Source organism: Streptomyces sp. NPDC001056 (assembly GCF_053598955.1).
In genome coordinates this window covers 1-23,523 of sequence record NZ_JBSFLI010000038.1, presented here as the reverse complement: position 1 = coordinate 23,523, position 23,523 = coordinate 1, and the positions used below count along the sequence as shown (strand labels likewise).

The following is a 23,523-nucleotide window of genomic DNA, read 5'->3' as shown; positions in this document are numbered from 1 at the left end:
GTGCCGGATGACAGATGTCATGGGGATGGGGTGACATACCCGCGAGGGGCGCCCGGCGGCATGCCGGGCGCCCCTCGAAAGCCGTACCGGCGCCCCTAGTTCGGGTTCGTGCTGATCACCGCGACACGGTTGGTCGTGCTGGTCAGCGCCTGGCGCATGGCCAGGTAGACGTCCTGGGGCGTGACCGGCGTCTTCTTGCCGTTGCCCCGGGTGATCAGGACGCCGTCGAAGGTCTGGCCGTAGAGCTGCTTCAGGGCCGGGTAGTCGGGCTTGTCGGTCAGCTTGCCGCCGACCGCGGCCACGCCGAGGAACTTCCACAGCGACTTCTGCGGGCTGAACATGACCGAGTGTGCCGCGTCGGTGCGCACGACCACCGGCGCCGACATGGCCGGCTTCGCGAACTCCTTCAGCTCGCGGTCGACCTCGGCGTTGGAGACCGCCGGCTGCCGGTTGGCGGTGGGCACGGTGACCGGGGTCGGGTCGCCCGTCTCCACCTCGGCGCGGTACGCCTGTTCGATCGCCTGGGTCGAGCGGGCCGCGTCGATCGCCGTACCCGCCTTGCCGTAGACGGCGACGGCCTTGCCGGCCTTGAACTCGATGCCGCCCTCGACCACCGCGCCGGAGCCGGAGCCGCCGCCCGCCTGCTGGAGCGCGGCCTGGAGCTTCTCCTCGTCCACCGGCATGACCGGCTCGACCACACGCTGCCGGCCGAAGAGCGTGCCGACCACGGAGGCCGGGTTGTAGTCGCTTCGGGCGGCCGCGCTCGCGGTGGCCTGGAAGTCGAACTGGAGACCGGCGTTGGCCGGGGTGAGCATGACCGTACGGCCGCCCACGGACAGCTTCAGCGGCTTGGCCACCCGGTCGCCGAACGCGTCGTCGAGCTTCTTGACGGCGTCGTCGCGGGTGCCGCCGCCGATGTCGACACCGAGCACGGTGGTGCCCTTGGGCACGTCGGTGTGGTTCATCAGCAGCCCGGCGCCGTAGACACCGCCCGCGACCACGACCAGGCCGACGCAGAGCAGCACCAGCTTGCTGCGGCCCTTCTTCTTCGGCTTGGCCGCCGCCTTGGGCGCGGCCGCGGCCGGTTCGGGCTTGGGCGCCGCCGGGGCGGCCGGGCCGCCCGCGGGACCGCCCGGGGCGCCGGCGCCGAAGGGGGCGCCGTTCGCGCCCGGGACGACCGGAATGCCGCTGGTGACGGTGTGGCCGGAGACGTTGTCCGGGGCCCGGTAACCGGGCGTGCCCGGTTCGGGGGCCGGCTTCTGCGGAGTGAGGATCGCGGTGTCGTCGCTGAGCCCGCCACCGGGACCGAGCCCGCCGCCCGGGACACCCGCCGGGGCACCGGCCGGTCCTTCGAGGTCGGCGATGTCCGCGAGGGCGCCGCGCGGCGCGCCCTGATGGCCGTAGGGGCCCTCGGCGCCCGGCCGCAGCGGGCTGTCCCCGGTGACCGGACCGCCGGTCGGCCCGGCGGGCCCCTGCGGGCCGCCCTGACCGCCCTGACCGCCCGCGCCGTTCGCGCCGCCCGCGCCCGCGGTGCCCCCGAAGGGGTCCTGGCCGCCCGCGGGACCGTGCTCCGAGAAGTACGGCAGATCGTCGCGGCGCGGCTCGCCGCCGCCCGCGTCCGAGGCGCGGGAGCCGCCGCCCAGCGGGCCCGCGGCCAGCGCCTCGGTGACGTCGAAGGAGCCGGTGCCGCCGCCGTGTCCGGGGGCCACGGGGCCGCCGGTGGCGCCGGGCAGGCCCGAGCCGCTCGTCCTGCCGGAGGTGCGGCCGGGCACGCTCATGGAGCCGACCACACCGCCGGGGCGGCCGCCGCCGGGACGACCGGCCGCGCCGTTCGCCCCCTGAGCACCCGCACGGGCGCCCGGAGCGCCGGCGGGAGCGCCGGAACCCCCGGCGTTCTTGGCCCCGTTGGCACCCGCGGGGCCCTTCGCGCCCGCGCCGCCCTTGGCGGGCGCACCCGCCTTGCGGGGCGCGAACCAGTCGCTGGTCTTCTCCCCGGCCTGGGCCGCGGGCTCGGCGGGGGCCTCGGGGGCGGGCGCCGGGGCGGCCGGGGTGCGCGCCTCGGCGGCCGGCTTCTCGTCCCGGGCGCCGTCGGCGGACTCGCCGTCCCCGACGGGCTTGCGCACCACGACCGGCGGGATGGGCCGGGACCCGGGGATGTTGATCCGGATCCGGGTCGTCAGCGTGGTCTCGGTCTTGCGTTCCTCGGACTGCGTGCCCGAACGGCCCCCGTCCGTACCGTCGCCGGAAGCCATGGGGGTCCCGTACGGCGGGGTACCGGACGGATACGCGGCTCCGCCGCGCCCGTTGGGCCCGGAGGACGGAGTGTCAGTTTCACGACTCAAGGCAGGTTCTCCCAGTTGGCTCCGCCGCCCGACACCGACCTCACTGCTTGGACGGTCCCCCCAGCTCGAACGAGGTCGAGCGCGTGAGGGAGGCTCGGCGGCGCGCACCACCATACTGGCCGCTTCTGGCGTCCATCCCCTGACCGCTGAGGAAACCCACACCCAACTCGCACGTGGGCCGCACCGGAAAGCGGTACGTCACTTGCCAAGTCGGGCGGAGCCGCCGCGCGGTTGCCATCCCGCGCCGAGCGTGGCACAGATCACAGCGAGGGCCATACCGCCGAACAGGAAGAGATAGGAGCCGCCGCCCGCGCCGAAGAGGAAGTCGCCCTCGGGGCGGGAGGCGGTGAGCAGGATGACGGTGACGATCCAGCCCGCGGCCGGGGCCATCGCGCCACCCCGGGACCGGGTGGCGTACGCCCCGCCGAGGAACGTCCCGACGGCGCCCGCGAGGGCGAGCAGCAGCCCGCCGGGGAACCAGGCGGCCTGCACCAGGGCCCCGGCGGCCGCGACGACCGCGCCGAGCAGGAAGAGGCCGACGTACGCCGCCGCCCGCCCGGGGGTCGGCGGGCGCAGCGGCTGGGCGAGCAGGGGGCCCGGGGTCCCGGTGCCGCCTCCGGCGCCGCTCACGGGGCTTCCTCGACGGCGATACCGGCGAACAGGTCGGTCTCACCGGGAACGGCGGTGCCGCGCACCAACTCGTAGTATTCGGTGGTGAACAGCGGCTGGGCCAGCTCGTTCGACAGGGCGAAGCAGGACCCGGCCACCTCGACCTGGGTGGCGTGGGCGCGCATCGCGGCGGTCTTGGCGGCGGCGTGCGCGGCGCCGTCGACGGCGGTGGTGACACGGGCGTCGTCCACCACGCCGGGTACGTCGTCGAGGGCCGCGCTCTTCTCGAAGGGCAGGGACGGCAGCTCGTCCTGGAGCCGGGCGAAGGCGTCCTCGGCGACGGAGCGCGGGGTGCGGATCCAGTAGACCTTGTCGATGTCGTGCCCGCGCTCGGCCGCGAGGTCGACGGCGCGCATGGCGACGCGGTGGGCCTGGATGTGGTCCGGGTGGCCGTACCCGCCGTTGTCGTCGTAGGTGACGAGGACCTGGGGGCGGACCTCCAGGATGACCTCGACGAGGTGCCCCGCGGCCTCGTCCACGTCGGCCTGCCAGAAGCAGCCGGGGTCCTCGTTGTCGGCGATGCCCATCATCCCGGAGTCGCCGTAGCGGCCCGCGCCGCCGAGCAGCCGGGCGTCGGTGACCCCCAGCTCGGCGAGGGCGGCGGCCAGCTCACCGCGCCGGTACGCGCCGAGCGCCGCGCCGGTCAGATGCCGCAGCTCGGGCGGGATGGACTCCCCCCGCTCCCCCAGGGTGCAGGTGACCAGGGTCACCTGGGCACCCTCGGCCACGTACTTGGCCATGGTGGCGCCGTTGTTGATCGACTCGTCGTCCGGGTGCGCGTGCACCAGGAGAAGACGCCGGGCTGGCAGTTCCGTCATGGGGACCAGCCTACGAGGCGGCCGGGCCTCCTTCGGTCACCTCCTGGTCTTTGCTGTCGAGAACGTGAGCGATGGCCAGTGCGATGCGCTCGATCCAGTCGATGGCGTCCGTCACCTCCGCCTCGTCCATGGGGCGCCGCTGTTTCAGGTCGCCGTCGATCAGGTCGGCGTCATGCGCGATTTTGTTACGTCGCCGGGTGATCTCCAGATAGCGGCTGCGGAGCTTCTTCTCGTTGAATGTGGTGCGCCCCTGGAAGAATTCCTTGTTGACGCATCCCGCCGCCTCATACCAGACTTTCTTTTCCGTTACGAGTTTGAGTACTTCGGAAATCTTTCCGGGATGCTGGAGCGCCTGTCCCGACAGCTTTTCCCTCAGGTGCTCGACCACGGCTTCGGACAGGGCCACATCGCCACGCCGCACAGCCTCGACCGTGTGCAAAGGCAGCTCGTAGACCCGGAGCTGGTACGGCATCTCAGGACTGTCCTTGGCCGCCAGCTCGGCGACCCGGCGCAGGACCTCCTCGTGCAGCCAGTGATCGATGGCCGCGACCGCCTGAACCCAGGCCGCCCGGTAGAAGTCGTCGATGTCGATCGTCGGAGACCTGAAGGGCGTGAGCATGGCACCCGCTTTGACCATGCGCCGGGCGTAGGACAGGTTCGTCATGAACGCCTCGAACTGCCGTGTCTGCGGTCTGGAAATGGCCATGTGCTACCCCGGGAGAAATCTTCGCGACGATCTTGACGATCTTTACGAGAACGATTCCCCTGACGTAGGGGGGTCAGTCAAGCCAGGGCCTGCCACCTCGGATCAAGGTGGCCGAAACCGGCTCATCCGTATCCGGAAAGACGCTCTTCGGCTTCAGGACCGGGGCTCCGGCTCGGCGCCCTCGTCCTTGTAGCGCGGCAGGCCGTCCGTCGAGATGGTCCAGTCGGCAATGGTGACGTCCTCGCCGTAGACGAAGTCCTTGCGGGTGGCGTAACGGGGGCCGCCGGGGGTCGGGTGGATGTCCGCGAAGACGGCACCGGTGCCGGTGCGCGGGTCGAAGATCGCGTAGGCCGGGATGCCGATCAGGGGATAGTCGCGCATCTTGGTGACCCAGTCGTTGTCCGGGTTGGACCGGGAGACGATCTCGATGGCGGCGATGAGCGTACGAGGGTCGAAGGACCCCTCTCCTTCCATGTCCGCCTCGGCGATCACCATGATGTCAGGGCGGCGCATGATGCCTTCCGGCTCCACCTCCACATCGGGTTCGCCCGTGTGGGCCACGATCTCCTCGGGCATGACCTTCTCCAGGCGTTTCCGGAGACGCAGCGCGGTGAGCTCGTGCGGCCGGACACGCGCGCTCGTGTCGAGGACGATCCCCTCCTTCGTGATCTCGAACTTGCCGGGGAGGGTGCCGTCCGTGGACTCCACGAAGTCACGCATGGCCCGGTAGAGGTGGGAGGCGCCCTGCTGCGCGTTCTCCGGGAGCCCGTTCATTCAGGTGGCCTCCGGGGAATCGGTTCGGCAGTCGCGGCAGCGGCCAGGGGCGGGTGCGCGGAAGGGACGGTCGCAACCGTCGCAGGTCTGGAAAGGGTGCCGTACGGGCTGTGGGGCGGCCGGAGCCCGGAACGGCGGTGGGGGTGGCAGCTGGGCGGCGAGGCGGTGGGCCAGAAGGGCGGCGGGGCGTCGTAGCCCCTCAGGTGGCAGATCGGCGGTCAGTGCCCCGCGCACGGCCGCGGGGCTGACGTCGCGCTCCAGCCAGGCGGCGACGCCGGGGGCCAGATGTGCCGTGTCCTTCTCCGAGAGGAGCAGGCCCGGGTCGTGGCGGCGCAGATCGACGAGGAGGTCGGCGGCGGCCTGGAGGGCGGCGGGGGCGGTGCAGGCCGGCTGGGGTACGGCAGGGAGGGGCTTGGGGGCGGCACGGGGAGGGCGCTGTGCCGGTGCCGCCGCCGGTCGTGCCGGCCGCCGGGTGGGGCAGCCGGGCCTGTCGGGATGGTGGCGCTGGGCTGTCGGCTGATTGCAGGAAATGGTCCGCGTGACGATACGGCCGCCGGGGACGCGGGAGCGTTCGCGGCGCAGGTAGCCGTGGGTCTCCAACTCACGCAGGGCGGCGGCGATCCGGGTGGCGCCCTCGGGGAAACGGGCGGAAAGGGTCTTGATGTCGACGCGGGCGCCCTTCGGCAGCGACTGGATGTGGCAGGCCAGACCGATCGCGAGGAGAGAGAGGTCGGGGTGCTGGACCAGGTGGTTGCCGATCACCGTGAAGCGGGTGGTGTGGCGGGTGTTGTCGTGGGTGAGCCCGCCGGAGCCGGAGCGTGCGGCGGCTTGAGGGCCCCGGTTCGGGTGCTTGTTGCCGCCAATGCCGGACTGGGCGCGCGGGGGCGCGCTAGGGTCCTGGGTATCCATCGGGAAGTTGCCTCTTCCTCGGTGGTCAGGCCCTCGCACTGGGATTGCCTTCCCGGCGAGGGCCGTCGCATGTCTGCGGTGGTGTTGCGCTGAGCGTATGGGTAGCTGGGGCGGTGAAATCCAGCTGACGCAGGCATATTCACCCGGCCGAGTGAGCGACCGGCTCGGGCGGGAGGGGTGGGGTTTGGTGGGTTCTTTTCCCCGTCCGTTCTTGGCTTTCAGCCGCCGGTGTCACCGGAACCCGTGGGGGCGGGTTCCGGTGTCTGAAGGCACAGTTCGGCCCAGATGGTCTTGCGCGGGAAAGGGCCCTCGGCGACATCCCAGCGGTCGGCGAGCGCGTCCACGATCAGCAGGCCACGACCGGACCCGGCGTGCGCGTCCGGTACTTGAAGCTCGGGCAGACGGTCACCGCGCGTGTCGGCGACTTCGATGCGCAGAGTGTGGCCGACCACGTAGAGCGTGAGGCGGAAGCTGCGGCCGGGCAGACGGCCGTGGGTGGCGGCGTTGGCGGCCAGCTCCGCCACGATGTGCGTCGCGGACTCCGATGGAATTCCCCAGCTTCGGAGCTGGTCGGCCGCGAGCAGCCGGGCCAGGCGGGCTCCGCGTGGGGTGGAGGACAGCAGGACGGTGAAGTAGGGGACGGCGCTGCCGAGTTCGACGTTTCGGGCGCTGGGGTCGGCGAATTTCTGATTCACGTCACTCAGAGTGGCCGACTACGCCTACCGTGATGAGTGATTACGCCGTTGCGTACGGTGACTGTCCGGTGGTTGTCCGGAGCGTCGGCACGTGTCAGGAGGGGTGATGACGGACGAACTCAAGGGCGAGTCGGACGAGCCGGGTTGGGAGGTGGATCCGGATGACGAGTGGGGCGTCGCGGTCATCGCCACGGTGGGACGACAGTTGAAGCTGCGCCGGGAGGCGGCGGGGATGAGGGCCGGCGAGTTCGGCAAGGCCATCGGCTACGGCGAGGACCTGATCTACAAGGTCGAGGGCGGGAAGCGGATCCCCCAGCCCGGGTACCTGGACAACGCCGACAGGGTGTTGAGGGCGGGTGGGCTGATCTCGGCGATGAAGGAGGACGTGGCCAAGGTCCGGTATCCCAAGAAGGTGCGGGACATGGCGGAATCGGAGGCGAAGGCGGTCGAAATCGGCGTGTACGTGTGCAGCAGCATCCCCGGCCTGTTACAGACGCCCGAGCACGCGCGAGCCTTGCTGGAGTGCTGGCTGCCCGCCTACACGCCGGAGGACTTGGAACGGCGTGTGGCCGCCCGCATGGCCAGGCAGTCCATCTTCGAGCGGTCACCCGCACCGGCCCTCGGGTTCGTCCTGGAGGAGTCGACTCTGCGCCGCAGTGTCGGAGGCACAATGGTGCGGCGACAGCAGTTCGAACGCCTGCTGGAAGCGGGGCGGTTGAACAATGTCACGCTTCAGGTGATGCCGCTGGACAGCCCGCCACACCCTGGCATGAGCGGCAGGATCGAGTTGCTGAAGTTCGAGGACGGCACGGCGGTGGGACGCGCGGACGGCGCTTTCAACGGACGTCCGGTCTCGAACCTCAAGGAACTACGCGTTCTTGAACTGCGGTACGGGACCATCCGGGCTCAGGCTCTGCCGCCCGGGGAGTCACTGACCCTCATCGAGCAACTGCTGGGAGAAGTAAATTGACCACCCGCACGCTGACGTGGTTCAAGAGCAGCTACAGCGACGGCCCCGACGGCGACTCCTGCGTCGAGATCGCCATAGCGCCCCGCACCATCCACGTCCGCGACTCCAAGAACGTCGAGGGCCCCCGGCTCACGCTGGCGCCGGGGGCCTGGGCTCGCTTCGTGTCGTACGCCTCCGAAGACTGACCCGACCGGCCGATTACTCGACCTCGACCTCCGGTACGTCCACCTCGCCGCCCAGGGAGCGGGCGATGGCCGTGAACTCGTTCAGGGCGGACTGGAGGTCGCGGACGATCTCCTCGGCGATCACCTCGGGCGGCAGACCGCTGTCGGCGTCGTCGAGGGCCGGGTCCTTCATCCACGTGATGTCGAGGTTGACCTTGTCACGCGCGATCGCCCGGCGAGCCGCGGTGCCGCTCACCCGCGCGCACCTGGACGACTTCGTAGCCGCCTACCCGGCCGGGATCAGGGGGCGGGCGTCCACCAGAGGCGAATCGGTGACGCCCACCGCGTCGATGAGGACGAAACGGTCCTTCGTCAGGTCGGAAGCCGCCTCCGGAGTCACCTTCTTCAGGTCGTCCGGGTCGATGGAGCGGGCCCCCCGGCCCTTCATCTGCTCGAAGAGGACCGGGCTCTTCACCGAGCGCAGGAAGATCACGCACTCCAGCGGCTTCACGTCCGTGCCCGTGGCGATCATGTCGACGGTCACCGCGACCCGCAGGCGGGGCGCGTTCCGCAGGTCGTTGATGAGGGAGTCGGGGTCGTCACCGTTCGCCCGCGACCGGTAGGTGATCTTCTTCGCGAACTCATCGCCCCGCCCGAAGACCTCCTTGACCTGCTTCAGCACCTCCTCGGCGTGGTCGTCGCCCGCCGCGAAGACCAGCGTCTTGGGAAGATCTGCCCGGCATGGGAACCAGCGCTGCCAGTTGTTCTTGTACGTCGTCAGCACGGCGCGGATCTCGTCCTCGGTGATCACCGAGCGACCCAGCTGCGAGGTGGTGTAGGCGAAGTCCTCGTCCAGAGGTGGTTGTGCGCGGCGTCGTTCCGGCCTCGGCGCAGCTTGTCGAAAGCCGCACGGCTCCAGCCCACGAGCACGCCGGCGCGCGTGAGTGCGTTCAAGCGGTCGACCTGGCGGGTGCCTTCGACCCGGGTGCCCGTACGGGTGACGAACTCCTCGGCCAGGACCTCACCGAACTGACCGGCGCTGACGTAGGCCGCGTTCGGGTTGGTCAGAACGGTGAGTTCGGCCTGCGAGCCGTAGATCGCCAGGAGAGGCTGGTACCCGTACAGCCGCCCGAAGTTGGGTGACGCCTTCGCCAGTTCCCTCAGTCTCCGGTCCACGCCCTGCTCGTCCACCCGCTGCCCCCAGCCTCACTCGTCCCAGGACGGTCAAGCTTACGAAGTCAGGCAGCGGGCCGAAGCAGAACAGGTCAGAACTTGATGCTGCCGATCATGCTCGCCACGTTCGTCGTCAGCTGACTGATCGTGGGCGCGATGGTCGAGGAGGCGAGATAGAAGCCGAGCAGCATGCAGACCACCGCGTGGCCGCCCTTCAGCCCCGACTTCTTCATCAGCAGGAAGACGATGATCGCCAGCAGCACCACCGCCGAAATCGAGAGTGCCACGGCGGCTCACCTCCAAAGATCCCAGGGACACGGCTGTTCGGAAAGATCGGTAGAGCAAGTCCATGCGGACACCGGCAGGTTCATACCCACACAGCGGTAGTGATCATAACTATCCGTACTCGCGCATCGCTCGGCGCACGGCCGCACAAGGGGGCGCATGGCCAATATGGTCGGGGTATGACGACCGAGTCCGACTCCTTTCCCCGCAGGCACGCCAGGACCCAGCGGTTCACCCTCGGCGCGCCGCGCGGGTTCACCGTGGCACCCGACGGCGCCCGTGTCGCGTTCCTGCGTTCGAGCTCCGGTACCGACCGGGCCAACTCCCTTTGGGTGATGGACCTTCCGGACGGCACCGAGCGGCTCGCCGCCGACCCGGGCGCCCTGCTCAAGGGCGCCTCCGAACAGCTCTCGCCCGAGGAACGGGCCCGTCGGGAGCGCACCAGGGAGGGCGGGGCCGGCATCGTCGGCTACGCCACCGACGCCACCGTCGAGTTGGCGTCTTTCACCTTGTCAGGGCGGCTTTTCACGACGCGCCTGACGACCGGCGAGACCCGTGAACTCCCCGTCCCGGGACCGGTGATCGACCCGCGTCCGGCGCCCGACGGCCGGCACATCGCCTACGTCGCGCGGGGTGCCCTGCGCGTGGTGGGCGCCGACGGCGAGGGCGACCGCGCGCTCGCCGAGCCGGAGACCGAGCAGGTCACCTACGGCCTCGCGGAGTTCATCGCGGCCGAGGAGATGAGCCGCACCCGGGGCTTCTGGTGGGCTCCGGAGGCGGACCGGCTGCTGGTGGCCCGCGCGGACGACACGCCGGTGACCAGGTGGTGGATCTCCGATCCGGCACACCCCGAGCGTGAGCCAAGTAACGTCGCCTACCCCGCGGCCGGCACTCCCAACGCGGACGTACGGCTGTTCGTGCTCGGCCTCGACGGGTCGCGCACGGAGGTGCTCTGGGACCGCGCCCGCTACCCGTATCTGGCCCGAGTGCACTGGTCAGAGGCGGGGGCGCCGCTGGTTCTGGTGCAGTCCCGGGACCAGCGCGGACTGCTGTACCTGGCGGTGGACCCGGACACCGGGACCACCCGGATGGTGCACGCCGACGAGGACCCAATTTGGCTGGAACTGTTCGCCGGGGTGCCCTGCTGGAGCCCCTCCGGACAGCTGGTCAGGATCGCCGACGAGGGCGGGGCCCGCGTGCTGGCCGTCGGAGAACGTCCGCTGACCAGCGGCCAGTTGCACATCCGTGCCGTGCTGGACGTGGGCACGGAGGACGTGCTCGTCTCCGCCTCCGCCGGAGCCGACGCCGAGGCGCCCGAGATCGGCGAGATCCATGTGTACCGGGTGAACGAGCTGGGCGTGGAGCGCGTGTCCCGGGAACCCGGTGTGCACTCGGCGGTGCGCGCCGGCGACGTGACGGTGCTGGTGTCCACGACGCTGGACAGGCCGGGCGCCCGTGTCCAGGTGCTGCGTGACGGAAAAGTGACGGCGACTGTCCGGTCGTACGCCGAAGACCCCGGTTTGTCCCCCCGGCTCACTCTCACCGAGGGGGGCGCACGCCGAATTCCGTGCGCCGTGCTTATGCCACGGGACTACCCCGGTGACACTCCCCTGCCGGTTTTGCTGGACCCCTACGGTGGTCCGCACGGCCAGCGGGTGGTCGCCGCGCACAACGCCCATCTCACCTCGCAGTGGTTCGCCGACCAGGGCTTCGCCGTCGTGGTCGCCGACGGCCGGGGCACCCCGGGGCGCTCGCCCGCCTGGGAGAAGGAGATCAAGGACGACCTGGCCGAGGTCGTGCTCCAGGACCAGGTCGACGCGCTCCAGTCGCTCGCCGAGCGGTTCCCGCTGGACCTGGGCCGGGTGGCGATCCGGGGCTGGTCCTTCGGCGGCTACCTGTCCGCGATGGCGGTGCTGCGCCGCCCGGACGTCTTCCACGCGGCGGTGGTCGGCGCGCCCGTCACCGATCTGCGGCTGTACGACACCCACTACCAGGAGCGCTACCTGGGCGACCCGAACGAGCAGCCGGAGGTCTACCGCCGCAACTCGCTGATCGACGACGCCGGCCTGGTCGACGCGGTCGAGCCGCACCGCCCGATGATGGTCATCCACGGCCTGGCGGACGACAACGTGGTGGTCGCGCACTCGCTGCGGCTGTCCTCCGCGCTGCTGGCCGCGGGCCGGCCGCACGAGGTGCTGCCGCTGTCCGGGGTGACCCACATGACCCCGCAGGAGACGGTCGCGGAGAACCTGCTCAACCTCCAGCTGGACTTCCTGCGGCGGTCCCTGGCGTGACGCGGACGGCAGCCGTCAAATGCGTTAACGAACAGGCAACTTGACGGAAGCAGCTCCGATATACGGACGCGGCAGGCTGCACAGCGTACGGCCGTGCGGGTGCCGTGAACGGGCCGGGGTGCACGATGTCACCCCGGCCCGTTGCCGTTCACTCCGGTGGCTTCGGGCTTCCCCGGCCCCTCCGGCGGCACCACCCGCCTCTCCTCCGCGAAGTGGCACGCCGAGTCGTGGGCGGCCGGCCCCTGGCGGAAGACGGCCGGCACCGCGAGCGCCGGCACCTCCACCGCGCACCGCTCCCGCGCCTTCCAGCACCGGGTGCGGAAGCGGCACCCGGACGGGATGTCCGTGGGCGAGGGCACCTCCCCGCCGAGGATGATCCGCTCGCGGTGCTCCCTGGCCTCCGGGTCCGGGACCGGCACCGCCGACAGCAGCGCCTGGGTGTAGGGGTGCGTCGGATGCTCGTAGATCTCCTCCTCCCGGCCGGTCTCCACGATCCGGCCCAGGTACATGACCCCGATCCGGTCCGAGATGTGCCGCACGATCGACAGGTCGTGGGCGATGAACACATAGGAGAGGTCGAACTCCGCCTGGAGCCGGTCCAGCAGGTTGATCACCTGGGCCTGCACCGACACGTCCAGCGCGGACACCGGCTCGTCGGCGACGATGACCTCCGGGCGCAGCGCGAGCCCCCGCGCGATGCCGATGCGCTGGCGCTGGCCGCCGGAGAACTGGTGCGGATAGCGGTTGACGTACTCCGGGTCGAGCCCCACCACGTCCAGCAGTTCCCGGACCCTGCGGCGCCGGTCCCCCTTGGGGGCGGCCTCGGGGTGGATCTCGTACGGCTCCCCGACGATGTCCCCCACCGTCATCCGGGGGTTGAGGGAGGTGTAGGGGTCCTGGAAGACCATCTGGATGTTGCGGCGCACGGCCTTCAGGGCGCGCCCGGACAGCCGGGTGATGTCCTCGCCCTTGAACCGGACGGACCCGGCGGTCGGCCGCTCCAGGTTGCACAGCAGCCTGGCGACCGTCGACTTGCCGCACCCCGACTCGCCGACGATGCCCAGGGTCTCGCCCCGGCCGAGGGTGAAGTCGACGCCGTCGACCGCCCTGACCGCGCCGATCTGCTTCCTGAACACGACGCCCCGGGTGAGCGGGTAGTGCTTGACGAGCCCGCTGACCTCCAGGATCGGTTCACTGCTCGCCGCCATCCAGGCACTCCCTCCAGAAGTGGCAGGCGCTGCCGCGGTCCCCGGACACCTCGTAGAGCGGGGGCACGTCGGTGCGGCAGACGTCCCGGGCCATCGGGCAGCGCGGATGGAAGGAGCAGCCCGGGGGGACGCGCGCCAGGTTCGGCGGCAGGCCCTTGATGGCGTACAGCTCCCGTCCCTTGAGGTCCAGGCGCGGGACGGAGTCCAGCAGGCCGCGCGTGTAGGGGTGGGCGGGCGCCTTGTAGATGTCGCGCACCGGCGCCGACTCCACGATCCGCCCGGCGTACATCACCGCGATCCGGTCGGCGACGTCCGCCACCACGCCCAGGTCGTGGGTGATGAGGACGAGCCCCATCCGGTACTCGCGCCGCAACTCCGCGAGCAGGTCCATGACCTGGGCCTGCACCGTGACGTCGAGGGCGGTGGTCGGCTCGTCGGCGATGACCAGCGCGGGCTCCAGGGCCAGCGCCATGGCGATCATGATGCGCTGGCGCATACCGCCGGAGAACTGGTGGGGGTAGTCGCGCACCCGCTGGGCGGCGCCCGGGATGCGCACCCGGTCCATCAGTTCGACCGCCTTCGCCCGCGCGGCCTTCCGCGACATCCCCCGGTGCACCACGAACAGCTCGCCGAGCTGGTCGCCCACGGACAGCACCGGGTTGAGGGCCGACAGCGCGTCCTGGAAGATCATCGCCATCCCGGCGCCCCGCAGTCGCCGCCGTTCCTCCTCCTTCATCCGCAGCAGGTCCCGGCCCCGGAAAAGGATCTCCCCGCCGGTGATCCGCCCCGGCGGCATGTCGAGGATCCCCATCACGGCCTGTGCGGTCACCGACTTGCCCGACCCGGACTCACCGAGCACCGCGAGGGTCTCCCCCGCGTCCACGCCGTACGACACCCCGTTGACGGCCCGGGAGATCCCGTCCCGGGTCCTGAACTCCACGTGCAGATCGCGGACGTCGAGCAGCACGGCGCCGTCACCTCAGCTTGGGGTCGAGGGCGTCGCGCACCGCGTCGCCGAGCATGATGAAGGCCAGGACGGTGACGGCGAGGGCGCCCGAGGGCCACAGCAGGGCGTGCGGGGCGTTGCGGATGTAGGGGGAGGCGGCCGAGATGTCGATCCCCCAGGAGACGCTGGGCGGCTTCAGGCCCACCCCCAGGTAGGACAGGGTCGCCTCCAGGGAGATGTACGTGCCGAGCGCGATGGTCGCGACGACGATGACCGGGGCGACCGCGTTCGGGGCGATGTGGCGCAGCAGGATGCGGGAGTCGGAGGCGCCGAGGGCGCGGGCCGCCTGGACGTAGTCGTGCTGGCGGGCGGTGATGACCGAGCCGCGCGCGATGCGGGAGATCTGCGGCCAGCCGAGCAGCACCATGAAGCCGATCACCGGCCAGACCGTGTTGCTGGTGACCACGGACAGCAGCACCAGCCCGCCGAGGACGACGGGGACGGCGAAGAAGATGTCGGTGACCCGGGACAGCAGCGCGTCCCACCAGCCGCCGAAATAGCCCGCCAGACCGCCGAGGACGGAGCCGAGCACGGCGACCCCCAGGGTGGCCAGGACGCCGACCGTGACGGACGTACGGGCGCCGTAGACGGTGCGTGTGTAGACGTTGCAGCCCTGCCCGTCGTACCCGAAGGGCGCGCCGGGTCCGGGGCCGTCCTGGGACTTGGCCAGGTCGCAGCCGAGCGGGCTGCCGGAGGCGATCGCCGAGGGCCACAGGGAGACGAACACCAGGAAGAGGATGACCAGGGCGGACAGCAGGAAGACGGGGTTGCGGCGCAGGTCCCGCCAGGCGTCGGACCACAGCGAGCGGGGCTTGCCCTCGGGCCCGGCGCCCGGCGGCCCGCCCGGCGCCCGCTCCAGCGTGGTCGCCTCGCTCGCGCCCAGGTCCATGGCACCGCCCATGCCGGTCCCGGCGATGGCGCCCTCGGGCTCGTAGGGCTGTTCAGGCATAGCGGATCCTCGGGTCGAGTACGGCGTACAGGAGGTCGACGAGGAGGTTGGCGAGCAGGAACACCAGCACCAGGACGGTCACGAAGCCGACGACCGTCTGGGTGTTCTGGCGCAGGATGCCCTGGTAGAGCTGGTAGCCGACGCCGTGGATGTTGAAGATCCGCTCGGTGACGATCGCGCCGCCCATCAGCGCCCCGATGTCGGTGCCGATGAAGGTGACCACCGGGATCAGCGAGTTGCGCAGCAGGTGGCGGGCGATGACGCGGCGTCGGGGCAGGCCCTTGGCGGTCGCCGTGCGCACGTAGTCGGAGCGCCTGTTCTCCGCGATGGAGGTGCGGGTGAGCCGGGTGACGTAGGCGAGCGAGACCGAGGCGAGGACCAGCCCCGGCACGATCAGTTCCCCGAAGGTCGCGGCCGGCGAGACGGACGGTCTGATCCAGCCCCAGGCGACACCGAGCAGCAGTTGCAGCAGCAGGCCGGTGACGAAGGTGGGCACGGAGATGACGACCAGGGTGGCCAGCAGCACGCCCGTGTCGACGGGCCGGCCGCGCCGCAGGCCGGTGACGACGCCGAGCGCGATGCCGATGACGATCTCGAAGAGGACGGCCACGACGGTGAGCCGGATGGTGACCGGGAACGCCGCCGCCATCAGCTCGGTGACCGGCTGGCCGTTGAACGCCGTACCGAAGTCGCCGGTGAAGACGTTGCCCATGTAGGTGGCGTACTGGCGCCACAGCGGCTGGTCGAGGCCGAACTCGCGCTTGAGCTGGGCGGCGGTCGCCGGGTCGCAGGCGCGCTCGCCGCACAGGCCCGCGATCGGATCGCCCATCACGTTGACCATGAGGAAGATCAGCAGGGTGGCCCCGACGAAGACCGGGACCATCTGGAGCAGTCGCCTCGCGACGTAGCGGCCCACGCGGCTCAGCCGACCTTGATCTCGTTGTAGACCGGCACGCTGAACGGGTTGAGCGTCACCCGGGAGAGCCGGGCGGTGTAGCCCGCGCTGCCGTTCTGGTACCAGAGCGGGATGGCCGCCATGTTGTCGCGGACGACCTTCTCGGCCTCCTGGAACAGCCGCACGGAGGCCGCCCGGTCGGTCTCGGCGTTGGCCCGGTCCACCAGCCGGTCGAACCGCCGGTCGGACCAGCGGCCGTCGTTGGAGGAGGCGCCGGTGTAGTAGAGCGGCTGGAGGAAGTTCTGGATCAACGGGTAGTCCATCTGCCAGCCGGCCCGGAAGGGTCCGGTCATCCGGTGCTGCCCGATCTGGTTGCGGAAGTCGGCGAAGGTGCCGACGGGATTGCCGACGCATGCCTTGTCGTCGCCGAGGGCGTTGTTGATGGAGTTGCACACGGCGTCCACCCACTGCTTGTGCGAGCCGGTGTCCGCGTTGTAGGTGATCTTCAGCCTGCCGCCGGGGATGCCGCCGCCCTCCCGGATGAGCCTGCGGGCCCCCGCCGGGTCGTAGTCGCAGGCGTGTCCGCACAACCCGTCCTGGAAGCCGCCGGCCGTGCCGAGGACCGGGGAGGTCCAGTCGGTGGCCGGGGTGCGGGTGCGGCGGAAGATGGTCCCGGTGATCTGCGCGCGGTTGATCGCCATGGACAGCCCGGTGCGGACCTTGCGCGCCCCCTCGGTGTTCCACTTCGGGTCGTAGTAGGGGAAGGCGAGGGTCTGCAGGATGCCGGCCGGGGTGTTGATGTAGCGGCCGTCCAGGTCGGTGCGCACGTTCTTGAGCTGGGTGGCGGGCACGTCGTCGACGAGGTCCAGGTTGCCGGCCAGCACGTCGGTGTACGCGGTGTTGCTGTCGGTGTAGACGAGCAGGGTCACGCCCTCGTTGCGGGCCGGATCGGGGCCCGGGTAACCGTTCCACTTCTTCAGCGTCATCGCGGAGCCCTTGGTGTAGGACGCGATCCGGTAGGGCCCGTTGCCGACCGGCTTGCGCAGCCAGCCCGCGTGGTCGGTGAAGAAGACGCGCGGCAGGGGCGCGTAGGCGGCGTAGCCGAGGGTGTCGGGGAAGCCGGCGAACTTCTGGTTCAGGCGGACGGTGAAGGTCCTCGGCCCGGTCACCGTGAGCCCCGACAGGGTGTCGGCGCGCTGCCGGCCGCTGTCGGGATGGACCTTGTCGTAGCCGTCGATGTAGCCGAAGAAGTACGCGTCCTTCTGGTTGTTCCTCAGGCTCGCGCCGTAGTTCCAGGCGTCCACGAAGGAGCGGGCGGTGACCGGCTCCCCGTTGCTGAACCGCCAGCCACCCTTGACGGTGACGGTGAAGGTGCGCGAGTCGGGGGTGCTGATGCGCTCGGCGAGCATGTTCACGGCCCGGCCGGTACGGGGGTCGTACTTCTTCAGGCCCCGGAAGACCATGTCGAGTACCTTGCCGCCCTGGACCTCGTTGGTGTTGGCCGGCTCCAGCGGGTTCTGCGGATCACCCCAGGAGGAGGTGAGCACCCCGGCCCCGCCGAAGCCTCCGCCACCACCGCATCCGGCCATCATCAGCCCGGTGGCGATCGCGCAGGCGGCCCGTCCGACGCGCGTCACTCCCCGCATGGGCGCCTCCTCGTGGCGATCACCGAATTCACTACCGGTCAATATCGGGCTATATGACACATACCGCATGCGCATTACCGGATCGAGGGACCTTTAGAGGGACACGTCGGCCGAATGCAGGCACCCTCCCCCGGGCACCCGATGATCTTGTAGGGACCACGCAACAGATCTCCGCGTAACGTTGCCGAAACGTTGGATTCGGATCGGCCGATGTACGTATTTCGACACTCGACCGTCCGCATAACGAACTTCTTGCCCGATTAGCCCGGTTGGTCCGATGTGAAGCACGGATTGATTACATCGCGCTACCCGCGTAGCTACAGTTTCACCAAGCAGAGGCAAAGAAGGTAAAGACAGACCCAAGTCGGCCGAGAATTTATTGACCTTGAATGAATTGCGTTGAAAAAGTCCGGCGTAGCCCGTAGGGGAGCGCCCTGCGGAGTCATCAGACCCTCCCTTGGGCCAGGAGCACCATGACCTCCCCAACTCCATCCGCGGCCACCCCGCTTGAGGTGACCGACGAGACCGTCGCGAAGTCGACCACTTCGAGCGGTCCGAAGGGCAGTGAGAGCCGTTCTCCGGGGCGGCTCGCTTGGAAGCGCTTCAAGCGCGACAAGACGGGCGTCATATCCGCCTATGTCGTGATCTTCTTCTTCGTGATCGCGATCGCGGCGCCGTTGATAGCCAAGCTGTACGGCAAGAACCCGTACACGACGTACGCCAGCCAGGACCCGAGCCTGCTGGACGCGTTCGCGTACCCCGCGGGCCCGAACGGCGGCATGAGCTCGCAGTTCTGGTTCGGCGTCGAGCCGCAGCTCGGCCGGGACGTGTTCACGTTCCTGCTGTACGCCATCCGGACGTCGCTGGGCATCGCGGTGGCCACCACGATCCTCACCGTCACGCTGGGCGTCGTGGTCGGCATCACGGCGGGCTACCTGGGCGGCAAGACCGACTACCTCGTCAGCCGGGTCATCGACATCCTGCTGTCGTTCCCGTCCACCCTGTTCTTCATCGCGTTCATGCCGGTCGTGTACGGCATCTTCGTCGCTCCCGACGACAACATCCCGACGTGGCTGCGCGCCGTCGCCCTGATCGTGGTGCTGACCGCGTTCGGCTGGGCCACCATCGCGCGTCTGCTGCGCGGCCAGGTACTCGCCCTGCGTGAGCGCGAGTTCGTGGAGGCGGCGAAGGTCACGGGCGCGTCTCCGATGCGCATCGTGTTCAAGGAGCTGCTGCCCAACCTGTGGACACCGATCATCATCCAGGGCACTCTGCTGCTGCCGACGCTCGTGACCACGGAGGCCGGCCTGTCCTTCCTCGGTGTCGGCATCATCGACCCGACCCCGGACTGGGGCGTGATGATCGCGCGAGGATCCACGTTCTACTCCCAGGACCTCACCTTCATGCTCTTCCCGGGCATCTCGATGGTGCTCTTCGTGGTCGCCTTCAACCTGCTCGGCGACTCCGTGCGTGACGCGCTCGACCCCAAGTCCAAGCGGTAGCACTTCCTTCCACCCGGTCCGGCTCGATGGCGTCCGGCTGGTTACGACCGTCCGAATCGACCCCTATAGGCAGGCTCAGCATGTCTTTTTCACGTAGAAACTTCCTGATCGCCACCGGTGTGGCCGCGGCCTCCACGACTGTGCTGAGCGCTTGCAGCAGCGGGAAGAGCGACTCCGGCACCGACAAGAACGTGCCGTCGGTCGGCGACGCCAAGACCATGAACATCCCGGTCGGCACCAAGGCCGACTCGACGGGTCCGGCCCCCGAGGTCCCGGGCGCGGTCAAGGGCGGGACGATCTACTCGCTCGACCAGTTCGACATGGACCACCTGGACCCGGCGCAGGTCTACGTCGCGACCGAGGGTGCCATCACCCGCCCGATCCTGCGCGGTCTGACCGGCTACAAGGTGGACGACAAGGGTGGCGCCATCCTCGTCGGTGACGTCGCCACGGACGCCGGCACCATGAAGAACGGCGGCAAGACCTGGACGTTCACCATCAAGGACGGCATCAAGTGGGAGGACGGCTCCGCCCTCTCCATGGACGACGTCCGCCACACGTTCGAGCGCCTCTTCGCGTCCTTCGTGACCGAGGGCCCGCGCTACGTGCAGCAGTGGATGGTCGGCGGCGACAAGTACAAGGGCCCGTACGACGGCAAGCACCTCGACTCGCTCGAGATCTCGGGCAACACGGTCACCTTCAACCTGACCGAGGCCCGCACGGACTTCAACTACACGCTCGCCATGCCGGGCTACGGTCTCGTGAACAAGAAGCACGACACCAAGGAGAAGTACGACAAGCAGCCGTTCGCGCTCGGCCCCTACCGGATCGGCAGCCGTGACATCGGCAAGTCGCTGACCTACGTGCGCAACGACCACTGGGACCCGAAGACGGACCCGATCCGCAACGCGTACCCGGACAAGTACGTCTTCCAGTTCGGCTTCGAGCTGGTCGCCTCCACCGACCGCTACATCGCGGACAAGGGCAACGACCAGTACGCGATGTCGATCTTCAACGAGGTCGCGCCCGAGCGCATCGCGCAGGTCATGACCAACGCCACGCTGAAGAAGCGCGTCCTGACCCAGGTGGACACGGTCACCTACTACTGGCCGATCAACATGACCCGGATCAAGGACGTCAAGGTCCGCCAGGCCATCAACTACGCGTGGCCGCACCAGCAGCTGCAGACCATCCGCGGCGGCGCGGCCAGCACCGCGATCGCGACCACGATCCTCAGCCCGGTCACCCCCGGCTACGAGAAGTTCGACCTCTACGGCACCGAGAAGAAGCCCGGTGGCGACCCGGTCAAGGCGAAGGCCCTGCTGAAGGAGGCCGGCAAGGTCGGCCAGAAGCTGGTCATCGCCTACCAGGCCTCGGACACGGCGGTGAAGACCGCTGTGGCCATCAAGAACGCGCTGGAGGCGGCGGGCTTCCAGGTCGTCAACAAGCAGGTCGACAAGTCGACCTTCTACACCCAGATCGGCAAGATCGACAACACCTACGACCTGTTCGCGGCCGGTTGGAGCCCGGACTGGCCGAACGGTTACTCCGTGTTCTACCCCTGCTGGGACGGCAAGAACATCGGCGACGGCCGCAGCAACTACGCCCAGCTGAACGACCCGGGCGTCAACAAGGCGATCGACGCCGCCTCCAAGATCGCGGACGTCACGCAGGCCAACAAGGCCTGGGGCGAGGTCGACCGCCAGATCATGGAGATCGCGCCGGTGGTCCCGGACTACCACGCCATCCGCAACTGGATGCACGGCTCCAAGGTCGGCAACGTCGTGTACGACCCGGGCAACACCTGCGTCGCGCTCACCAAGCTGTACGCGATGAAGTAACCGCGTAGTACCCACCGGGGGGCGGCCACGATCTGGCCGCCCCCCTACGGCCCACTCCCCTATCCCGGCGACGGCGCCCCGTCCGGAAAGTCACGCCCCATGCTCCGCTTCCTTGTTCGCCGAGTCCTCGGCGCGCTGGTCATCCTGCTGGTCATCAGCGCCGTCACCTTCTGGCTCTTCTACGCCATTCCGCGTGACCCCGCCATGATGTCGTGCGGCAAGAACTGCACGCCCGACATGCTCAAGCAGGTCCGGCACAACCTGGGCATCGACCACCCGGTCCCGGTCCAGTACTGGTACTGGCTGAAGGGCATCTTCGTCGGCCGCAGCTACGGCGACTTCGGCGACTGCGCCGCGCCCTGCCTCGGCTACTCGTTCGCCAACCGCCAGCCCGTCCTCGGCACCATCCTGGACCGGCTGCCGCTGACGCTCTCGCTCGCCTTCGGCTCCGCCGTCGTCTTCATCATCTTCGGTGTCGGCGCGGGCATGATCGCCGCCGTCAAGCAGGGCAAGTGGCAGGACAAGGTGGCCAGCTCCGGCTCGCTGATCGCCTCCTCGCTGCAGATCTACTTCGTCGGCTACATCGCGATGTACTTCCTCGTCGCGAAGCTCGGCATCCTCGACAACCCGTCGTACACCCCGCTCACCGACAACCCGGCCGAGTGGGCCTCCGGCCTGCTGCTGCCGTGGCTGGTGCTGGCGCTGATCTGGACCGCCAACTACACGCGTATGTCGCGCTCCCAGCTGGTCGAGACGCTGAGCGAGGACTACGTGCGCACGGCCCGCGCCAAGGGTCTGTCCCGCCGCACCGTCTTCTTCCGGTTCGCCTGGCGCGGCGCGATGGGTCCGATCGTCACCATCTTCGGCATCGACCTCGCCACGCTCATCGGCGGCGCGATCATCACCGAGTCCGTCTTCAGCCTCCAGGGCGTCGGCCGGCTCGCGCTGGACGCCGTCAACAAGAGCGACCTGCCCATGGTCCTGGGTGTGACCCTGCTGTCGGCCGGCGCGATCGTGGTCTTCAACATCGTCGTCGACGCCGTCTACGCCCTCATCGACCCGCGGATCCGGCTCGCCTGACCTCCGCCCCATTCCCGACCCCTCGCATCACCCCCAGGAGCGTCCCCGTGACGAGCACCGATCAGCAGCCGTTCCTCTCGATCAAGGACCTAAAGGTCCACTTCTCGACCGAGGACGGCGTCGTCAAGGCCGTCGACGGTCTCAGCTTCGACCTGGCCAAGGGTCAGACGCTCGGCATCGTGGGCGAGTCGGGCTCCGGCAAGTCGGTCACCAACCTGACCATCCTCGGCCTGCACGACCCCGCCCGTACGTCGATCGAGGGCGAGATCCTCCTCGACGGCCAGGAGCTGCTCACCGCCTCCGAGCGCGAGCTGGAGCGGCTGCGCGGCAACAAGATGTCCATGATCTTCCAGGACGCGCTGGCCTCGCTGTCGCCGTACCACACGGTCGGCACGCAGATCGCCGAGACCTACCGCAAGCACACGGGCTGCTCCAAGACCGAGGCCCGAAAGCGCGCCATCGAGATGCTGCGCCGGGTCGGGATCCCGCAGCCGGACATGCGGGTGGACGACTACCCGCACCAGTTCTCCGGTGGTATGCGCCAGCGCGCGATGATCGCCATGGCGCTGGTCTGCGACCCCGAGCTGCTGATCGCCGACGAGCCGACCACGGCCCTCGACGTGACCGTGCAGGCCCAGATCATGGACCTGCTCAAGGACCTCCAGCAGGAGTTCGGCACCGCGATCATCTTCATCACCCACGACCTGGGTGTGATCGCCGACATCGCCGACGACGTGCTGGTGATGTACGGCGGCCGGTGCGTGGAGCGCGGCACCAAGGAGGAGGTCCTGCGGGACCCGCAGCACCCCTACACGCTGGGCCTGCTGAACTCGATGCCGAGCCTGTACGGCCCGGTCGACGTGCCGCTGACGCCGATCCCGGGTGCGCCGCCCTCGCTGCTCAACCCGCCGACCGGCTGCCGGTTCCACCCGCGCTGCGCCTTCACCGAGAAGGTCTCGGGCGGCAGGTGCTCCAGCGAGAGCCCTCTGCTGGAGATCGTGGACGGCCGTGGTTCGGCCTGCCACCTCACCGCCGAGCAGAAGCAGGAACTCTTCGCCGACTTCGCCGCGACCCGGCACAACTGACGGACGCAGACGGGACTTCACGATCATGAGCAACACGAACCCCCTCCTGGACGTCTCCGGGCTGACGAAGCACTTCCCGATCAAGGGCGGCTTCCCCATCCGGCGGACCGTCGGCGCGGTGCAGGCCGTGGACGGTCTGGACTTCCAGGTCTCCGAGGGCGAGAGCCTTGGCCTGGTCGGCGAGTCGGGCTGCGGCAAGTCCACCACGGGCCGGCTGATCACCCGGCTCATGGAGCCGACCGCCGGCAAGATCTCGTACCGGGGCCAGGACATCACGCACGCGGGCCGCAGGGAACTGGCGCCGATCCGCTCCGAGATCCAGATGATCTTCCAGGACCCGTACGCCTCGCTGAACCCGCGGCAGACGGTCGGCAAGATCGTCTCGGGTCCGATGGAGATCAACGACATCAACCCGGCGGGCGGCCGCGAGAAGCGCGTGCGCGAGCTGCTGGAGATCGTCGGTCTCAACCCCGAGCACTACAACCGCTTCCCGCACGAGTTCTCCGGCGGCC

General features: G+C 69.6%; 24 protein-coding genes. 8 read left to right on the top strand and 16 right to left on the bottom strand.

Going from position 1 to position 23,523, the window contains the following annotated elements; all coding sequences use genetic code 11:
- Positions 1–95 precede the first annotated feature (95 nt).
- The 7 genes from ACWDD7_RS31795 to ACWDD7_RS31765 all read right to left on the bottom strand — a co-directional run bounded on the left by ACWDD7_RS31795 (position 96) and on the right by ACWDD7_RS31765 (position 6,913).
- Complete coding sequence (locus ACWDD7_RS31795) at positions 96–2,342, bottom strand: hypothetical protein (RefSeq protein ID WP_450459939.1); 2,247 nt, start codon at positions 2,340–2,342, stop codon at positions 96–98.
- A 198-nt stretch (positions 2,343–2,540) separates the two neighbouring features.
- Positions 2,541–2,972, bottom strand: a complete 432-nt coding sequence (locus ACWDD7_RS31790) for a DUF6113 family protein (RefSeq protein WP_351876227.1) — start codon at positions 2,970–2,972, stop codon at positions 2,541–2,543.
- Positions 2,969–3,829 (bottom strand): N-acetyl-1-D-myo-inositol-2-amino-2-deoxy-alpha-D-glucopyranoside deacetylase, encoded by an 861-nt coding sequence (mshB, locus tag ACWDD7_RS31785; RefSeq protein ID WP_450459938.1) that lies wholly within the window; start codon positions 3,827–3,829, stop codon positions 2,969–2,971. Before mshB ends, ACWDD7_RS31790 begins: the two co-directional genes overlap by 4 nt.
- 10 nt (positions 3,830–3,839) lie before the next feature.
- Entirely contained in the window at positions 3,840–4,535 is a 696-nt protein-coding gene (locus ACWDD7_RS31780; RefSeq protein ID WP_285559603.1) for a hypothetical protein, read from the bottom strand.
- Positions 4,536–4,688: 153 nt separating this feature from the next.
- A complete protein-coding gene (locus ACWDD7_RS31775) occupies positions 4,689–5,309 on the bottom strand; it encodes a Uma2 family endonuclease (RefSeq protein WP_450459937.1) in 621 nt (206 codons plus the stop codon).
- Entirely contained in the window at positions 5,310–6,218 is a 909-nt protein-coding gene (locus ACWDD7_RS31770; RefSeq protein WP_450459936.1) for a helix-turn-helix domain-containing protein, read from the bottom strand. It abuts the gene before it with no gap.
- A 218-nt stretch (positions 6,219–6,436) separates the two neighbouring features.
- Entirely contained in the window at positions 6,437–6,913 is a 477-nt protein-coding gene (locus ACWDD7_RS31765; protein WP_450459935.1) for an ATP-binding protein, read from the bottom strand.
- Between the two features lie 106 nt (positions 6,914–7,019).
- Between ACWDD7_RS31765 and ACWDD7_RS31760 the strand changes: the two genes are divergently transcribed.
- Both ACWDD7_RS31760 and ACWDD7_RS31755 read left to right on the top strand, forming a co-directional pair.
- On the top strand, positions 7,020–7,883 hold the full coding sequence (locus tag ACWDD7_RS31760) for a helix-turn-helix domain-containing protein (protein WP_351876212.1): 864 nt from the start codon (positions 7,020–7,022) through the stop codon (positions 7,881–7,883).
- Entirely contained in the window at positions 7,880–8,068 is a 189-nt protein-coding gene (locus tag ACWDD7_RS31755; protein ID WP_351876209.1) for a DUF397 domain-containing protein, read from the top strand. Before ACWDD7_RS31760 ends, ACWDD7_RS31755 begins: the two co-directional genes overlap by 4 nt.
- 13 nt (positions 8,069–8,081) lie before the next feature.
- Here ACWDD7_RS31755 and ACWDD7_RS31750 read toward each other — a convergent pair whose 3' ends face one another.
- The 4 genes from ACWDD7_RS31750 to ACWDD7_RS31735 all read right to left on the bottom strand — a co-directional run bounded on the left by ACWDD7_RS31750 (position 8,082) and on the right by ACWDD7_RS31735 (position 9,507).
- Positions 8,082–8,303, bottom strand: coding sequence for a methyltransferase (locus ACWDD7_RS31750; RefSeq protein ID WP_450459934.1), 222 nt, complete (start codon positions 8,301–8,303; stop codon positions 8,082–8,084).
- 30 nt (positions 8,304–8,333) lie between these two features.
- A complete protein-coding gene (locus ACWDD7_RS31745; RefSeq protein WP_450459933.1) occupies positions 8,334–8,858 on the bottom strand; it encodes a helicase-related protein in 525 nt (174 codons plus the stop codon).
- A complete protein-coding gene (locus tag ACWDD7_RS31740) occupies positions 8,855–9,223 on the bottom strand; it encodes a hypothetical protein (RefSeq protein WP_450459932.1) in 369 nt (122 codons plus the stop codon). The genes ACWDD7_RS31745 and ACWDD7_RS31740 overlap by 4 nt, the downstream gene beginning before the upstream one ends.
- Before the next feature lie 89 nt (positions 9,224–9,312).
- A complete protein-coding gene (locus ACWDD7_RS31735; RefSeq protein ID WP_037659963.1) occupies positions 9,313–9,507 on the bottom strand; it encodes a hypothetical protein in 195 nt (64 codons plus the stop codon).
- Positions 9,508–9,684: 177 nt separating this feature from the next.
- On the opposite strand from ACWDD7_RS31735, the gene ACWDD7_RS31730 reads away from it, so the two are divergent.
- Positions 9,685–11,799: a S9 family peptidase gene (locus ACWDD7_RS31730; protein ID WP_351876194.1), complete on the top strand. Its 2,115-nt coding sequence runs from the start codon at positions 9,685–9,687 to the stop codon at positions 11,797–11,799.
- Positions 11,800–11,927: 128 nt separating this feature from the next.
- On the opposite strand, the gene ACWDD7_RS31725 is transcribed toward ACWDD7_RS31730, so the two are convergent.
- From ACWDD7_RS31725 to ACWDD7_RS31705, 5 genes are read right to left on the bottom strand one after another with little or no spacing between them, the layout of a single operon-like run.
- On the bottom strand, positions 11,928–13,007 hold the full coding sequence (locus ACWDD7_RS31725) for an ABC transporter ATP-binding protein (protein ID WP_351876192.1): 1,080 nt from the start codon (positions 13,005–13,007) through the stop codon (positions 11,928–11,930).
- Positions 12,991–13,974 (bottom strand): ABC transporter ATP-binding protein, encoded by a 984-nt coding sequence (locus ACWDD7_RS31720; RefSeq protein ID WP_450459931.1) that lies wholly within the window; start codon positions 13,972–13,974, stop codon positions 12,991–12,993. The genes ACWDD7_RS31725 and ACWDD7_RS31720 overlap by 17 nt, the downstream gene beginning before the upstream one ends.
- A gap of 7 nt (positions 13,975–13,981) precedes the next feature.
- On the bottom strand, positions 13,982–14,962 hold the full coding sequence (locus tag ACWDD7_RS31715; RefSeq protein ID WP_392217511.1) for an ABC transporter permease: 981 nt from the start codon (positions 14,960–14,962) through the stop codon (positions 13,982–13,984).
- Positions 14,955–15,878, bottom strand: coding sequence for an ABC transporter permease (locus ACWDD7_RS31710; RefSeq protein WP_351876183.1), 924 nt, complete (start codon positions 15,876–15,878; stop codon positions 14,955–14,957). The genes ACWDD7_RS31715 and ACWDD7_RS31710 overlap by 8 nt, the downstream gene beginning before the upstream one ends.
- Positions 15,879–15,883: 5 nt before the next feature.
- Positions 15,884–17,503, bottom strand: a complete 1,620-nt coding sequence (locus tag ACWDD7_RS31705) for a peptide ABC transporter substrate-binding protein (protein WP_450459930.1) — start codon at positions 17,501–17,503, stop codon at positions 15,884–15,886.
- Positions 17,504–17,976: 473 nt separating this feature from the next.
- On the opposite strand from ACWDD7_RS31705, the gene ACWDD7_RS31700 reads away from it, so the two are divergent.
- The 5 genes from ACWDD7_RS31700 to ACWDD7_RS31680 all read left to right on the top strand — a co-directional run.
- Positions 17,977–19,005 (top strand): ABC transporter permease, encoded by a 1,029-nt coding sequence (locus tag ACWDD7_RS31700; protein WP_351876177.1) that lies wholly within the window; start codon positions 17,977–17,979, stop codon positions 19,003–19,005.
- Positions 19,006–19,085: 80 nt separating this feature from the next.
- Positions 19,086–20,846, top strand: coding sequence for an ABC transporter substrate-binding protein (locus tag ACWDD7_RS31695; protein WP_351876174.1), 1,761 nt, complete (start codon positions 19,086–19,088; stop codon positions 20,844–20,846).
- Positions 20,847–20,945: 99 nt separating this feature from the next.
- Positions 20,946–21,926, top strand: a complete 981-nt coding sequence (locus tag ACWDD7_RS31690) for an ABC transporter permease (protein WP_450459929.1) — start codon at positions 20,946–20,948, stop codon at positions 21,924–21,926.
- A gap of 47 nt (positions 21,927–21,973) precedes the next feature.
- On the top strand, positions 21,974–23,011 hold the full coding sequence (locus ACWDD7_RS31685) for an ABC transporter ATP-binding protein (protein ID WP_392217517.1): 1,038 nt from the start codon (positions 21,974–21,976) through the stop codon (positions 23,009–23,011).
- A 25-nt stretch (positions 23,012–23,036) separates the two neighbouring features.
- Positions 23,037–23,523 (top strand): ATP-binding cassette domain-containing protein (locus tag ACWDD7_RS31680; RefSeq protein WP_351876167.1); only part of this gene is annotated, 487 nt, incomplete at its 3' end.

Bases quoted from the DNA above. Each gene is read 5' to 3' on its own strand.
- mshB (WP_450459938.1), bottom strand. From the start codon at position 3,829: ATGACGGAACTGCCAGCCCGGCGTCTTCTCCTGGTGCACGCGCACCCG.
- ACWDD7_RS31780 (WP_285559603.1), bottom strand. From the start codon at position 4,535: ATGGCCATTTCCAGACCGCAGACACGGCAGTTCGAGGCGTTCATGACG.
- ACWDD7_RS31775 (WP_450459937.1), bottom strand. From the start codon at position 5,309: ATGAACGGGCTCCCGGAGAACGCGCAGCAGGGCGCCTCCCACCTCTAC.
- ACWDD7_RS31770 (WP_450459936.1), bottom strand. From the start codon at position 6,218: ATGGATACCCAGGACCCTAGCGCGCCCCCGCGCGCCCAGTCCGGCATT.
- ACWDD7_RS31760 (WP_351876212.1), top strand. From the start codon at position 7,020: ATGACGGACGAACTCAAGGGCGAGTCGGACGAGCCGGGTTGGGAGGTG.
- ACWDD7_RS31730 (WP_351876194.1), top strand. From the start codon at position 9,685: ATGACGACCGAGTCCGACTCCTTTCCCCGCAGGCACGCCAGGACCCAG.
- ACWDD7_RS31725 (WP_351876192.1), bottom strand. From the start codon at position 13,007: ATGGCGGCGAGCAGTGAACCGATCCTGGAGGTCAGCGGGCTCGTCAAG.
- ACWDD7_RS31715 (WP_392217511.1), bottom strand. From the start codon at position 14,962: ATGCCTGAACAGCCCTACGAGCCCGAGGGCGCCATCGCCGGGACCGGC.
- ACWDD7_RS31705 (WP_450459930.1), bottom strand. From the start codon at position 17,503: ATGCGGGGAGTGACGCGCGTCGGACGGGCCGCCTGCGCGATCGCCACC.
- ACWDD7_RS31700 (WP_351876177.1), top strand. From the start codon at position 17,977: ATGACCTCCCCAACTCCATCCGCGGCCACCCCGCTTGAGGTGACCGAC.
- ACWDD7_RS31695 (WP_351876174.1), top strand. From the start codon at position 19,086: ATGTCTTTTTCACGTAGAAACTTCCTGATCGCCACCGGTGTGGCCGCG.
- ACWDD7_RS31690 (WP_450459929.1), top strand. From the start codon at position 20,946: ATGCTCCGCTTCCTTGTTCGCCGAGTCCTCGGCGCGCTGGTCATCCTG.